This is a genomic window from Streptomyces sp. PKA51, assembly GCF_057552455.1.
In genome coordinates, this window is sequence record NZ_BAAJPZ010000001.1 from 166,659 (window position 1) to 182,647 (window position 15,989).

A 15,989-nucleotide genomic window follows, 5' to 3' on the forward strand; every position below is an offset into this window, starting at 1 on the left:
GTGGACCGTCGGTCCGTTCGATGTGCCCTACACCTGAAACGGGACAACCCGATCGTCGACGACCACCGGGTGCACGGTGTGCGCACCCTGCCCGGGGTCACCTTCCTCGACATCGTCCACCGGCTGCTCGCCGCGCGCGACGTCCCGCTGGACCGCACCGAGCTGAGCGACGTGCTGTTCGTCGAGCCGGTGGTCACCACCGAGTCCTTCGACCGCGAACTGACCGTCGAGCTCGTGCCCGACGGCCCGGTCTTCCGGGTGACGGCGACCAGCCGCCGCATGCAGGACGGCGTGCCCGCCGACGACGCGGTGACCACCCACCTGCGGGCGACCCTGCGCACCGACCTGCCCCCGCTGACCGGCACGCCGGAGCCCGCGCCCGCCGGCGGCACCCCGGTCGACGTCGCCACGGTGTACGCGACGGGACGATCGGCCGGCATCGAGCACCGGGCGTTCATGCGGTGCCTGGGCACCCTGCGGGCGACCGCGGAGCGGGTACGGGCCGAGATCGCGCTCGGCGACGAGGCCCGGGCCACGGTGGCGGACTTCCTCCTGCACCCCGCCCTGCTCGACGGTTCGACCATGCAGTCGTACGCGCTGGCCTTCGACGGTGCGGACGCGGACGGACGCCCGCTCATCCCCCTGCACATCGCCGCCTTCCGCGCGGCCCGTCCCCTCGGCGACGCCTGCACCGTCGACCTGCGCCTGAAGAGGGCCGGGGACGGCGCGGCCCGGGACGTCGTCAAGGCGGACATCGACCTGTACGACCGGTCGGGCGGGCTCGCCGCGCAGTTCACCGGGCTGACGTTCAAGCGGGTCCGTTCCGCCGCGTCGATCACCCGGCTCACGACGGCCACGACCGCACCGTCCGCCGCACTTCCCGATTCCGCACTTCCCGTCGCCGCGCTTCCTGTTTCCGCGCTGCCGGTCGACACTCCTGCGCCCGCCACCAGCGGCGAACCGGGCGACCTGCGGGCGGAGATCGCCGAGCTGGTCCGCCGGACCGTCGGCGACCCCGGGCTCGTCGTGGACACCGACCGCGGTTTCTACGACCTGGGGCTGGAGTCCACCCAGCTCCTGGCGCTGGTACGCGCCCTGGAGGAACGTTTCGACGTCCCGCTCTACCCCACCCTCCTGTTCGAGTACCCGACGGTCGACGCCGTCGCGGACCACCTCGCCGGGCTGCTGCCCGACGACTGGCACACCCGTACCCCCGCCGCGCCGGCACCGCAGACACCGCAGGTGGACGCCCCCGCACGCACCGGCTGCCTGACCGGCGTGTGGCAGGAGGCCCCCCGGCCCCCCGCGCCCGCCGCCCGGCCGCTGCTGGTGATCGGCGACGCGCGGATCCGGCCGGACCAGATCACCGTCCGGCGCGGCCCGGCCTTCCGCCGCATCGCCGCCGACGCCTACGAACTGCGCCCCGCCGAGACCGCGGACCTGCAGCTGCTGCTCGCCGACCTCGGCACCCGGCCCGGCGCGATCCTGCACCTGGCCGAGGGCGACGGCGCCGACCTGCCCGCCGCCGTGCGGTCGGCCTGCGGCGAGGTGCTCGCCCTGGCCCAGGTCCTCGCGACCGGCCCGGCCCCCGTCGTGCACGTGGGACCGGCACCGGTGGCCGCCGCGGTGGCCGGCCTCGCCCGTACCGTGCGCCTGGAACAGCCCAGCCTGACGATCACCGCCGTCGAGTGCGACGGCCCCGCCGAACCGGACGCGCTGCTCGCGGAGTTCGGCGACCTCTCCGAGCCCTGGGTGCGGCACACCCCCGGGCGCCGGCACGTCCGCCGCTACCGTGACGCCGAGCCCGAGGCCGCGTCCGCGCTGCGCCCCGGCGGCGTCTACCTGATCACCGGCGGGGCGGGCGGCATCGGCCGGGAGCTCGGCGCGCGGATCACCGAGCGCGGCGCCACCGCCGTCCTGGCCGGGCGCAGCCCGCAGCCGCAGCCCGCGGCCGGGCACTACGTGCGGGCCGACGTCACCGTCGCGTCCGAGGTGGAGGCCCTGGTCTCCGGCGTCCTGGACCGGTTCGGGCGGCTCGACGGCATCGTCCACGCAGCCGGGGTGCTGCGCGACGGCCTGTTCACCGCCAAGTCGGCCGCGGACCTCGCGGCCGTCCTGGAGCCCAAGGTCCGCGGCACGGTCCTCCTGGAGGCGGCCACCCGCCACCTGGACCTCGACTTCTTCGCCGTGTTCTCCTCCGTGACCGGCGTCGCCGGCAACGCCGGTCAGAGCGACTACGCCGCCGCCAACGCCTTCCTCGACGCCTACGCCCGCGAGCGCGGGCTCGTCTCCTTCGCCTGGCCGCTGTGGGCCGAGGGCGGCATGCGCACGGACGCGGCCGCCGAGGCACTCTTCCGCCGCCAGGGACAGGTCCCCCTGCCGACGGCCGCCGGCCTGGACGTCTTCGAGCAGGCGCTCGCCCTGTCCGGCACCGAGGTCGTCGTGCTCCACGGCGACCCCGAGCGGGCCCGTACGGCGCTCGGCCTGCCCGCCGCCGAGGCCGCCCACCACGACAGTGCCCCCGAGCCCGTACGCCGCAGCCCGCGGCCGGCCGCCCCAGCGCACCGGAACACCACGGGCCGGGACACCGACCAGGACACCGGCCGGGACATCGGCCGGGACATCGCGGTCATCGGCGTCGCCGGCCGCTACCCCATGGCCGAGGACCTCGACCAGTTCTGGACCAACCTGCGCACCGGGCGCGACTGCGTCACCGAGATCCCCGCCGAGCGGTGGGGGACGGACGGCTTCTACGCGCCCGGGCGCGCCGCCGGGCGCTCGTCCAGCAAGTGGGGCGGCTTCCTGGAGGACATCGACGCGTTCGACCCCGCCTTCTTCCGCATCACCCCGCGCGAGGCCGAGGGCATGGACCCGCAGGAGCGGCTGTTCCTGCAGACCACCTGGCACGCCCTGGAGGACGCCGGCCTGACCCGCGCCGACGTCGCCGGGCGCGCGGTGGGCGTCTTCGCCGGAGTGATGTTCACCCAGTACCAGATGCTCGGCCTGGGCGCCGAGGACCGGCTGCCCGTGCTGCCCACCTCCTTCTCCTCGGCCGTGGCCAACCGCGTCTCCGCCTTCCTGGACCTGCGCGGCCCCAGCCTGGCGCTGGACACGATGTGCTCCTCGTCCCTGACCGCCCTGCACCTGGCCTGCCAGAGCCTCACGTCCGGCGACAGCGAGCTCGCGCTCGCCGGTGGGGTGAACCTCATGGTCCACCCCTACAAGTACCTGCACCTGAGCCAGGTCGGCTTCGTCTCCTCCGACGGCCGCTGCCGCGCCTTCGGCGCCGGCGGGGACGGCTACGTGCCCGGCGAGGGCGTCGGCGTCGTCGTGCTCAAGCCGCTGGCCCGCGCCCTGGAGGACGGCGACCGGGTCCTCGGCGTCATCAAGGGCAGCGCCGTCAACCACGGCGGACGGGCCGGCGGCTTCTTCGTGCCCAACCCCGCCGCCCAGACCGACGTGATCCGGGCCGCCCTGCGGCGGGCCGGCACCGACCCCGCCTCCATCGGCTACGTCGAGGCGCACGGCACCGGCACCGCGCTCGGCGACCCGATCGAGATCACCGCCCTGGCCCGGGCCTACGGCGACGCGCGCACCCGCATCGGGTCGGTGAAGTCCGGCATCGGGCACCTGGAGCCGGCCGCCGGGATCGCCGGCCTGACGAAGGTCCTGCTGCAGCTGCGCCACCGCACCCTGGTGCCGTCCCTGCACGCCGACCCGGCCAACCCCGGCATCGACTGGGACACGCTGGGCCTGCGCGTGCAGCGCACGGCGGAGCCGTGGCCCGCCGGCGAGGGCACCCCGCGCCGCGCCGCCGTCAGCGCCTTCGGTGCGGGCGGCGCCAACGCCCACGTCGTCGTCGAGGAGTACCCGCAGGCGCCGTCCTCGGACGCCGGCGCCGTCGGGCCGCAGGTCGTCCTGCTCTCCGCCCGCACCCCCGAGGCCCTGCGCGAACTGGCGCAGCGCTACCTGGAGCTGCCCGCGGCCGACCGCCTCGCCCGGGTCGCCGAGCTCGCCGGCCTCGCCGGCGCCGACCCCGAGGCCGAACTCGACGAACTCGGCCTGGACGCCGCCGACCTGCGCCGGCTCGCCCGCGCCCTGGAGGAGCGCTTCCCCGGCCGGGCCCCGCACGTCGACGCCCGCTCCACCCTGGCCGGCCTGGCCGCCGGCCTGCCGGGCGGCGACGCGACGGACGTCCCGCTGGCCGACATCGCCTACACCACCCAGACCGGCCGGGAGCCCATGGCCGAGCGCCTCGCCGTCGTCGCCTCCGACACCGACGAACTGCGCTCCGTCCTGCGCGCGTTCCTGGACGGCTCGCCGACGGCCGGCCACCGGGGCACCGTCACGACGGCGGCCGCCGTCGCCGCCCCCGACTCCACCGACCCCCACGTCCTCGCGCGCAGCTGGGCGGCGGGCGCCGCCCCCGACTGGCGCGCCCTGCACCGCGACCGCAAGGCCCGCAAGGTGGCGCTGCCGCTCTACCCGTTCGCCCGCGTCCGCTGCTGGGTCGACGTCCCGCCCCCGGCCCCCGCCGCTGCGTACGCACCGGCCGCCCCCGCCGGGCAGCTCGCGCCCCCGGCCGCCGCCCCCGCGGTCGACGCGCCCGTCGCCCTGGCATCCGCCCCCGCCCCCGCGACCGCGCCCCCCTCCGCCGCGCAGGCCGAGCCCGTCCCGCTCGACGTCCCTGTCTGGGAGCCCTGCCGCGCCCCCGGCCCGCTCCCGGCGCCGGACGGTCCCGTCGTGGTGCTGTACGCCCCCGGGCGCGAGCGCCTCGCCCGCGACCTGATGGTCCGTCACCCGGACGCGCACCTGGTGGAACTGGGCGCACCCGTTCCCGTACAGCCGCGCCTGGTCTACCTGCTGACCGGCACCACCACCGCGCACACCGCCGCGAGCGAGCAGGAGCGGGTCGCGCACGCCGAGGCCACCGGCGTCCACGCCCTGGCCCGGCACGCGCGCCAGTGGTCGCGCCTGCCCGCCCTCGACTGGGTCGTCGTCACCACCGGCGCCGCCGCCGCACCCGGCCGCGGGGTGAGCGACCCCTACGCCGCCGGCGTCATCGGCTTCGCCCGCGTCCTGGAGAACGAGCACCGCGGCTGGAGCGTCGCCACCGTCGACCTCGACCCCGCCCGCGAGTCGGCGGACCTGGTGGTGCCGGCCCCCCGCGGCAGCCGCCTGGCCTGCACCGGGGACGTCCACCACGCCCAGGTCCTGCGCCCCGCCCCCGTCGCCGGCGGTCCGTCGCCGCTGCGCCGCGGCGGCACGTACCTCGTCATCGGCGGCGCCCGCGGCATCGGGGCGGCGATCGCCCGCCGCCTCGTCGCGGACCACGACGCGCGCGCCGTCCTGGTCGGCCGCAGCGAGCTGCCCGCCGGCACCGACCTGGGCGCCGGAATCCGCTACCTGCGGTGCGACGCGACCGACAGCGCCCGCCTCGCCGCCCTCCTCGACGAGGCCGGCCCCGTGCACGGCATCGTGCACGCCGCCCTCGTCCAGCGCGACCGGCTGGTGCGCAACATGTCCGAGGCGGACCTCACCGAGAGCCTCGCCGCCAAGTCCGGCGTCGCGGCCGCCCTGGCCGACGCGCTGCGCGGACGCGAGCTCGACTTCCTGGTGTTCTTCTCCTCCGCGCAGTCCTTCCTCGGCGATGCGGGCCTGGCCAACTACGCGGCCGGCTCCACCTTCCTGGACGCCTACGCCCACGCCCTCGACGCCCGCCTGCCGTATCCGGTGCGCGCCGTCGACTGGGGTTTTTGGGGCACGGTCGGCGCGGTGGCCGACGACACCCACCGGGACGGCCTCACCGCCGCCGGCTTCCACTCCATCACGCCCGAGGCGGGATTCGCCGCGCTCGTACGGGCCCTGCGGCAGCCGGCACCCCAGGCCGTCGCCGTGCCCGGCACCGCGGCCCTGCGCGGGCGGATGGGAGCGACCAGAACGGAGACCACGGACGTGACCGGCACCGGCGGGCACCCGAGCACCGCGACCCAGCGTGTGGTGGACGACTTCCACGCGCTCGACCGGCAGATGACGGACCTCGCCCAGGGCGCCCTGCTCGCCCTGCTCGACGGCATGGGCGCCTTCGAGGGGCCCGCCGCGGACGCGGCCGGGATCGCCCGCCGTGTCGGGGTCACCCCCCGCTACGAGCGGCTGCTGCACACCCTGCTCGACATGCTCGCCCACGCCGGCCTGACCGACGCCGCGGACGGCCGCCACCGCCCCGCCCCCGCCGCGCTGGCCGAGGCCCGCGCCGGCGGCCACCTGCGGCGGCTCGCCGAACTGGCCGACGCCCACCCCGAGTCGGCGGTCTTCGTCCGGCTGCTGGCCCTGTGCCTGGAGCGCTACCCCGAGCTGCTGCGCGGCGAGCTGCTCGCCACCGACCTGCTCTTCCCCCGCTCCGGCACCTCGCTCATGGAGAGCATCTACAAGGGCAACCCCATCAGCGACCTCTACAACGACCTGCTCACCGAGCACCTCGTCGGGCACGTCCGGCGGCGCCTGGCCGAGCTGCCGGCCGGCGCCCCGGTGCGCATCCTGGAGGTCGGCTCCGGCACCGGCGGCACCTCCGCCGGACTGCTGCGCGCCCTGCAGCCGTACGGCGAGCGCGTGGAGTACTGGTACACCGACCTGTCGGTCACCTTCCTCGCCCACGGCAAGAGGGAGTTCGGCGCCCACTACCCCTTCCTGAAGTTCAAGCGCCTCGACCTGGACACCGACCCCGTCGCCCAGGGCTTCCCGGCGCAGGGCTTCGACCTCGCCGTCGCCGCCAACGTCCTGCACGCCACCTCCGACGTGGGCCGCGCCGTGCGCCACCTGCGCGGCGTGCTGCGCACCGGGGGCGAGCTGCTGTTCAACGAGCTGACCACCGTCACCCTGCCCGCCACCGTCACCTACGGGCTGTTCGACGGCTGGTGGGCGCACGGCGACACCGCCCTGCGCCTGCCCGGCTCGCCGCTGCTGGACGTCCCCGGCTGGACCCGGCTGCTCGCAGGGGAGGGCTACGAGGTGACCGCCGCCCTGCCCGAGGCCGCCGAGACCACCCGCAACTTCCAGCACGTCGTCGTGGCCCGGGCCGCCGAGGCCGCCCCGCCCACCGGCGCAGGCGGCGCCTCCTTCACCGACGCGCTCCTGGCCCTGACGTCGGACGCCTCCGGCATCCCCCTCGGCGACCTCGACCTCGACCGCGCGATCGGCGACTACGGCTTCGACTCGGTCAGCTACAGCCTCCTCGCCGGGCGACTCAACGACGACTTCGGTCTGGACGTGACCCCCGCGCTGTTCTACGAGACGCCCACCCTGCGCTCCCTGGCCGAGCGCCTCGTGCGCGACAACCCCGCGCTGGCGCAGGCGACCACCCCCGTGGCCGCCGAGGCGCAGCAGCCGGAACCGGCCCCTGCCCCGGCCCCGGTGGCACCCGCCCCCGCGCCGGCCGCCGAGCCCGAGGCGATCGCCGTCGTCGGCATGGCCGGGCGGATGCCCGGCAGCCACGACCTGGACGAGTTCTGGCAGCACCTGGTGGCCGGCGACGACCTGGTCGCCGACGTGCCCGCCGAGCGCTGGGACTGGCGCGCCCTCCCCGACGGCGTGCACGCCCGCCGCGGCGGCTTCGTCCACGACGTCGAGATGTTCGACCCGCTCTTCTTCGGCATCTCCCCGCACGAGGCCGCCGGCATGGACCCGCAGCAGCGGCTGGTCCTGCAGGGCGTGTGGAGCGCCCTGGAGGACGCGGGCCTGGCACCGGGCGCCCTCGCCGGCTCGAACACCGGCCTGTTCATCGGCGCCGGATCCAGCGACTACGAGGAGGTCCGCAGGGCCGCGGGCACCCCCGTCGACGCCCACGCCGCCACCGCCACCACGCACTCCATCCTCGTCAACCGCATCTCCTACCTGCTCGACCTGCACGGCCCCAGCGAACCGGTCAACACCGGCTGCTCCAGCTCCCTGGTGGCCCTGCACCGCGCCGCCGAGGCCATCCGGGCGGGGGAGTGCGACATCGCCGTGGCCGGCGGCGTCAACCTCCTGCTCTCCCCCCACAACCACGTCCTGCTCAGCAGCACCGGCATGCTCGGCCCGGACGGCCGCTGCCGCGCCTTCGACGCCCGCGCCGACGGCTTCGTGCGCGGCGAGGGCTACGGCCTCGTCGTCCTGACCCGGGCCGGCCTGGCCGCCCGCCACCGCGTGCGGGCCTGGCTGCGCGGCACCGCCGTCAACCACGGCGGCCGCGCCCGCTCGCTGACCGCGCCCAACCCGGCCGCCCAGGCGGCGATGATCGTACGGGCGCACGAGCGCGCCGGCACCGACCCCACCACCGTCGGCTACCTCGAGACCCACGGCACCGGCACCGAACTCGGCGACCCCGTCGAGATCAACGGCCTGCGCCTGGCCTTCGACGAACTGCACGCCCGGCGCGGCCGCCCGGCACCGGCCGAGCCCTACTGCGCCCTGGGAGCGGTCAAGGCCAACATCGGCCACCTGGAGTCCGCCGCCGGCGCCGCCGGCGTCATCAAGGTGCTCCTCGCCCTGGAACACGGCGTGCTGCCGCCCGTGGCCGGCCTCGGCGAGCAGAACCCGCACCTGCGCCTGTCCGGCAGCCCCTTCCACCTGCCGCGCACCGCGCAGCCCTGGCCGCGCCCGGCCGGCGCCCCGCGCCGCGCGGGCGTGAGCTCCTTCGGCTACGGCGGGGTCAACGCCCACGTCGTCCTGGAGGAGGCCCGGCCCGCGCAGGAGCCGCAACGGCCGCACGGACCCTGGGTGTTCCCGCTGTCCGCGCGGACGCCCGAGGCCCTGAACCGGTACGCGACGGCGCTGCTCGGCGCCCTGGACCGGGCCCCGGACCTCGCCGACGTGGCGTACACCCTCCAGCACGGGCGCGACGCCATGGAGGTGCGCCTGGCCGTCACCGCCGGCGACCGGCAGACCCTGGCCGCCGCGCTCGCGGCCGCCGCCCGCGGCGCCGACCACCCCGCACTCGCCCGGCCCGGCGGCACCGCGCCCGCCGACCGCTGGGTCGCCGGCGAGTCGATCGCCTGGCCCGGGGACGGCATGCTGATCCCGCTGCCCACCTACCCGTTCGAACGCCGCCGCTGCTGGGTGGACACCCACGAGCCGCAGGAGTCGCACGAGCCGCAGGAGTTGCAGGCGCCCGGGCAGCAGCCTGCCGCCGCGGCCCCGGCGGGCCTGTACGCACCGCGCTGGCAGCCCGTCGCCGACCCGACCGCCCCCGCCCGGGCCACCGGCCCCCTGTGGGTGCTCGGCCACGACGGCCCCCCGGCCGCCGGCGTCCACCGCATCGGCGACGCGCCCCTGGACGCGCTGCCGACCCCCGCGGCGGTCCACGCCGTGGTCACCGGCGAAGCCGGCGTGCTGGAGCTGTTCCGGGTCGTCAAGCACCTGCAGGCGCGCCCGGCCGCGGCCGGCGAGCTCGCGCTGACGGTCGTCACCCGCGGCGCCGCCGCGATGGACGGCGCGCCCGCCGACCCGCTCGCCGCCGCTGTGCTGGGCCTGGCCCGGTCGGTGCGGCACGAGTGCGAGCGCTGGCACGTCACCACCGTCGACCTCGCCGCGGACACCCCCGCCGCGCCCTTCACCACCGCCCCGGGCGACTACGCGCTGCGCGCCGGCCGCTGGTACCGACAGGTGCTCGTGCCCGTCGACGGCCCGGCGCCGGCCGCGCCGGTGCTGCGCGAGGGCGGGACGTACGTGATCGTCGGCGGCACCGGCGACATCGGGCTGGACATCGCCGAGCAGCTGGTGCGGCGGTACCGGGCCAGGGTCGTCCTCGTCGGGCGCTCCGCGCCGGACGCGGCCAGGGCCGCCCGCATCCGGGCCGTCGACCCGTCCGGCACCGCCGTGGAGGTCCACCGGGCCGACGCCGCCGAACCGGAGCAGCTGCGCGCGGTGTTCGCCCGCGTGGGCGTCGTGCACGGGGTCGTGCACACGGTGACCGTGCCCAGCGACCGGTCGCTGGCGGCCATGGACGAGGAGTGGTTCCTGCGCGGCCTGGCCGCCAAGAGCCGCACCACCGCCGCGCTCGCCGAGGCGCTGGGCGACCGCCCGCTGGACTTCCTCGCGGTGTTCTCCTCCGTCCAGTCCTTCCTCGGCAACCCCGGCCAGGCGGCCTACGCGGCCGGCTGCACCGCCCAGGACGCCGTCGCCCACGCGCTCGCCGCCCGGCTGCCGTACCCCGTGCGGGTCGTGAACTGGGGGGCCTGGGCAGGCTCCGCGCTCACCGAGCGCCACCGCGACCGGCTGGTCGCCGCGGGTGTCCACCCGCTCTCACCGCAGGCGGGATTCGAGGCGCTGGGCCAGGTGCTCGGCCGGCAGGAGGTACAGGTGGCAGTGGTCTCCGCAACGGACGCATTCCTCGGCCGCATCGGCGTCAGCACGGACGCGGTCCCGGCCGTGGCCCCGGCGGCGGCCCCGGCGCCCGCTCCCGCGGCGGCCCCCGCCGAGGGGCCGTGGCGCGAGGCCGTGGCCGGCGAACTGCTGGGCCTGCTCTGCGAGGTGGCCGGCATCCGGCCGGGCGAGCTCGCCCCGGACGACCTGCTCAGCCGCTTCGGCTTCGACTCCATCATGTACACGCGCCTGAGCCACCTGGTGAACGTGCGCTGGGACCTCGACCTCACGCCCGCCGCGTTCTTCGGCGTGGCCACCGCGAACGACCTCGTCGACAAGATCCTGCGGGACCACGCCACCGACCTGGCCGCGGCCGTACGCCCGGCCGCGCCCGCCCCGCAGCAGGCCCCCGCACCGCAACCGGCCACCGTGACAGCGCCTCCCGTATCCGTACCCGCGCCCGTACCGGCGCCCGTGGCCGCCCCGGCGGCCTTCGCCGGTGCACCCGGTGAGCCCGCCGAGCCCGTGGCCGTCGCCATCGTGGGCATGGCGGGCGTGCTGCCGGACTCCGACGACCTGGACGAGTTCTGGCAGCACCTGACGGCGGGCGACGATCTCGTCCGCGAGATCCCGGAGGACCGCTGGGACTGGCGGCGCCTGCACGGCGACCCGGAGCCCGGGCAGTTCCGCACGACGGCGAAGTGGGGCGGCTTCCTGCGCCGGGTCGACCTGTTCGACCCGCAGTTCTTCGGCATCTCGCCGCACGAGGCCGTGGCCATGGACCCGCAGCACCGGCTCGTCCTGGAGGCGTCCTGGAGCGCGCTCGAGGACGCCGGCATCCGGCCGTCCGCGCTCTCCGGCACCGACACGGGCGTCTTCATCGGCAGCGGCACCTACGACTACTTCGAGCTGCAGCACGCCCTCGGCGTCCCGCTCGACGGCTACAGCACCGTCGGCCGGGCCCACGCCATCATGTCCAACCGGGTGTCCTACCTGCTGAACCTGCGCGGACCCAGCGAGACCCTCGACACCGCCTGCTCCTCCTCCCTCGTCGCCGTGCACCGCGCGGCCGAGGCCATCCGGCACGGCGACTGCGACGTCGCGCTGGCCGGCGGCGTCAACGTCATCGCCTCGCCCACGCTGTTCGTCGACATGAGCCAGGCCGACATGCTCAGCCCCGACGGGCGCTGCCGCACCTTCGACGCCCGCGCCAATGGCATCGTGCGCGCCGAGGGCGTCGGCGTGGTGGTCCTCAAGCGCCTGGACGCGGCGATCGCGGACGGCGACGTCATCCACGCCGTCCTGCGCGGCAGCGCCGTGGGCCACGGCGGCCGCACCAACTCGCTGACCGCCCCCAACCCGGACGCGCAGGCCGCCTGCATCCTCAAGGCGCACCGCCGCGCCGGCGTCGACCCGCGCACCGTCACCTACGTCGAGACCCACGGCACCGGCACCGAACTCGGCGACCCCGTCGAGGTCGAGGGCCTGAAGACGGCCTTCGCCCAGCTCTACGCCGACCACGGCGCCGCGTGCACGGAGGCCCACGTGGCCCTGGGCGCGGTGAAGACCAACACCGGCCACCTGGAGGCGGCCGCCGGCGTCACCGGCCTGATCAAGGCCCTGCTCGCCATGCGGCACCGGGAGATCCCCGGCAACCTGCACCTGGAGACCCCCAACCCGCACCTGCGCCTGGACGGCAGCCCGCTGCGCGTGGTGACCGGGCGCGAACCGTGGCGGCGCGTGCGCACGCCCGACGGCGCCGAGGCGCCGCTGCGCGCCGGGGTGAGCTCTTTCGGCCTCGGTGGGGTCAACGCCCACCTGGTGGTCGAGGAGTACCGCGAGGAGCCGGTCGCCGCCGCCCCGGCAGGCCCCCAGCTGTTCGTCCTGTCCGCCAAGGACCCGCAGCGGCTGCGCGGTTACGCGCAGCGCGTCGCCCGCTGGGCCGCGGAGCACGACGACGTCGCGCCGGCCGCCCTCGCCCGTACGCTGCAGACCGGCCGCGAGGCCTTCGGCGAGCGCCTCGCCGTCGTCGCCGACTCGCTGCGCACGCTGGTGGCGGCCCTGGAGTCCTGGCTGGCGGACGGCAGTGCCCCCGGGGTGTTCACCGGCGACGGCAAGGACACCACCACCGCCCTGCTGCTGGAGGGCCCGGAGGGCCACCGGTACCTGAAGTCCGTGGTCGACGCCGGCCGGCTGGACAAGGTCGCCCGGCTGTGGGCCGGCGGCGCCCCGATCGACTGGGCCGAGCTGTGGCCGTCGGGAGCCCCCCGGCGGGTCCCCGCGCCGACGTACCCCTTCGCGCGGGAGAGCTACTGGCTCACCCCCGGCCCGCGGTTCGACGCCGTCCAGGCCGCCGAGGCCGGCCTGGTGGCCGGCGGCGAGGACGCGGGCACCGCACCGGAGACGCCGGCGGCACCGGAACCCGCCCCGACCGCCGCTCCCGCCCCGCCCGCTGCTCCCGCCCCGGCCGTTCCGGACGCCGGGGACGACCCGGAGGACGCCGTCCGCGAGCACGTGCGCGGACTGCTGGCCGCGCACCTGGGGATGCGGCCCGACCGGCTGCCCCTGGACCGGGTGCTGTCCGACGCGGGAGTGGACTCCCTCGGCCTGCGCCGGCTGAGCCGCCGCCTGGGCGCCGACTACGGCGTGGACATCCCCGCGCGGACCTTCGGCGTGGGGCAGACGGTGCGCGCGATGGCCCGCGCCGTGTTCGAGGCGTACGGGCCGCTGCCCGCGGCCGGGAAGTCCGCACCGGAAGTCCAGGTGGCGCCCGAACCGGCCCCCGGACCGGCCCCCGCACCGGCCGTGGACAAGGTTGCGGCCCTGCTGGCGGGGCTGCGCAACGGCACCGTCCGCGTGGACGACGCACTGGCCGCACTGAAGGGAGGGACGGACCGATGAGCACCGAACTGCGCGACCTGCTGGCGGCGATCGCCGCCGGCGAGGTGTCCGACGAGGTGGCCGAGCTCCTGCTGCGGGGCCTGGTCGACGCCGCACCCGCACACGAGCCGGCACAAGAGCCCGCACACGAGCCCGCACCGGCGCCCGAGCCCGGCCCGTACCCGCTCAGCCGGGGACAGGCGGCGCTGTGGGCGATCCACGCCACCAACCCGCAGGCGACCTCCTACAACCTCCCGCTGGGCCTGTGGCTCGGCGACGACGTCGACCCCGGCGTGCTCGCCGAGGCGCTGGACGCCGTCGTGCGGCGCCACCCGGGCCTGCGCATCGCCGTCCGGCTGGCCGCCGGCGGGCCGGTGCAGGAGGTCACCGACCGCGCCGCGGACGTCACCCGGCTCGACCTCGCCCACGTCACCGACGGCGAGTTCGCCGCCCGCGTACGGAACCTGGTGCGCCGCCCCTTCGACCTCGAGAGCGACCCGCTGCACCGCATGTGGCTGATCACCGCGCCCGGCGGTGGCACGCTGCTGCTCCTGGTCTTCCACCACCTGATCACCGACGGCGTCTCCAGCCACCTCCTGCTGCGCGACATCGTCGCCTGCCACGACGCGCTGGCCGCCGGCCGTGGGCTCCCGCCGGTCGAACCCGCCGCGCCGTACGCCGAGTTCGTGCGCTGGCAGCGGGAAATGCTCGCCGGCCCCGAGGCCGAGGAGCACCGCCGCTGGTGGCTGGAGCGCCTCACCGGCGCCTCCAGCGCCCCGGTGACCGGCGCGCTCGCCGACCGCCGCCGCACCGCCCCGGCCTCCCACGCCGAGGGCGCGATGGTGCAGCTGCGGCTGCCGGAGGCCACCTGGAGCGCGGTGCGCGACACCGCCCGCGCGGCCCGGCTCACCCCGTTCGCCGTCGTCCTCGGCGCCTTCGCCGCCCTGCTGCACCGCCACTCCGGGCAGCGCGACATCAGCGTCATGGTGCCGACCGACGGCCGTCCCTCGCAGCGCTTCGACCGCACCGTCGGCTACCTCATCAACCCGGTGGTCCTGCGCCTGGACTGCGCCGGAGGGACGCGCTTCACCGAGCTCATGGCCGCCGTCCAGGAGCGGATGGCGGAGGCCGAGGACCACAGCGCCTACCCGTTCGCGTCCGTCGTCGACGACCTGCGCCGCACCTCCGACGCCGAGGCCGACTTCGGCATCGGCTTCTACATGCAGCAGGGCGTCGGCGGCGATCAGGACATGGCGGCCGGGCAGACCGTCTTCAAGGACGCCCTCGACCTGACCCAGGAGGGCGAGAACGACCTCGTCGTCGAGGTGGTCGTGCGCGGCGCCGGGGCCCACGTGTACGTCAAGTACGACCCCGCCCTCTTCGACCGCGCCACCATCGAGCGGCTGGCCGAGCACTACCGGCTGCTGCTGGAGGCGGTGACGGCCGACCCCGACCGCCGCGTCGCCGACGTCGCCCTCGCCACCGCGGCCGAACGCGCCCTCGTCGACCGGGTCAACGCCACCCGCACCGAGCGGCCCCGCGACGTCACCGCCGCCGGCCTCGTGCTGGAGCAGGCCCGGCGCACCCCCGGGCGGACCGCCGTCGTCGACGCCGACGGCCCGCTCACCTACGCCGGGCTGGCCGGACAGGTGCACGCGCTCACCCGGCTCCTCGCCGACCGCGGCGTGCGCCCCGGCGACCTGGTGGGCGTCCTCGTCGGCCGCCGGGCCGCGCTGATCACGGCCCTGCTCGCCGTCCAGGCCGCCGGAGCCGCCTACGTCCCCCTCGACCCGGACTTCCCCGCCGCCCGGCTCGCCCACATCGCCACGGACGCGGGCCTGGCGGCCGTCGTCCTCGACGCGGACCTCGCCGACCGGCTGCCCGAGGACACCCCGGGCGTGCGCATCCCCCTGACCGCCCTGCAGCCGGCCGCACCGGCGGAGCCGGTCGCCCGCCGCGACTCCGACCTCGCGTACGTGCTCTACACCTCCGGGTCGACCGGGGCTCCCAAGGGCGTCGAGGTCACCCACGGCAACCTCGTCAACCTGCTCACCTCCATGGCGGAGCGCCCCGGCTGCGCCGAGGACGACACGCTGCTGGCCGTGACCACCGCCGGGTTCGACATCTCGGGCCTGGAGCTGCTGCTCCCGCTGACCCGCGGCGCCACCGTGCACGTCGCACCCGCCGACGCCGTACGGGACGCCTTCGCGCTGGGCGACCTCATCGGCACCTCGGGCGCCACGCTCGTCCAGGCCACGCCCGCCACCTGGGAGATGCTGCTGCACGCCGGCTGGACCGGCCGGGTGGCCAGGATCCTGTGCGGCGGGGAGGCCCTGACCCCCGAGCTCGCCGAGCGGCTGCTGGCCCGGTGCGACGAGCTGTGGAACATGTACGGCCCGACCGAGACGACCATCTGGTCCTCCGCCCAGCGCGTACGCCGCCACCACCCCGTCACCGTCGGCACCCCGATCGCCAACACCACCTTCCGCACGGCCGCCCCCGACGGCGCCCCCGTGCCGTTCGGCGCCGTCGGCGAACTGCTCATCGGCGGCGACGGCGTCGCCCGCGGCTACCGCGGCCGGCCCGAGCTGACGGCCGAGCGCTTCGTCGAGGACGCCGTCACCGGCGAGCGGCTGTACCGCACCGGCGACCTGGCGCGCTGGTCGGCCGACGGCGAGATGGTGCTGCTCGGCCGCGCCGACCGGCAGGTCAAGCTGCGCGGCCACCGCATCGAGCTCGGCGAGATCGAGGCCGCGATCCGGCGCACCGGC

2 protein-coding genes (1 of these 2 only partly in view) are annotated in these 15,989 nt (G+C 76.7%); both read left to right on the forward strand.

Annotated features, from left to right (window positions below):
* Entirely contained in the window at window positions 1–13,239 is a 13,239-nt protein-coding gene (locus tag AC27L3_RS00685; protein WP_487231963.1) for an SDR family NAD(P)-dependent oxidoreductase, read from the forward strand.
* On the forward strand, window positions 13,236–15,989 hold the 5' portion of the coding sequence (locus tag AC27L3_RS00690; protein ID WP_487231964.1) for an amino acid adenylation domain-containing protein. It continues 1,884 nt past the right edge of the window; the window shows 2,754 of its 4,638 coding nt (coding positions 1–2,754); its start codon is at window positions 13,236–13,238; the stop codon falls past the right edge of the window. The genes AC27L3_RS00685 and AC27L3_RS00690 overlap by 4 nt, the downstream gene beginning before the upstream one ends.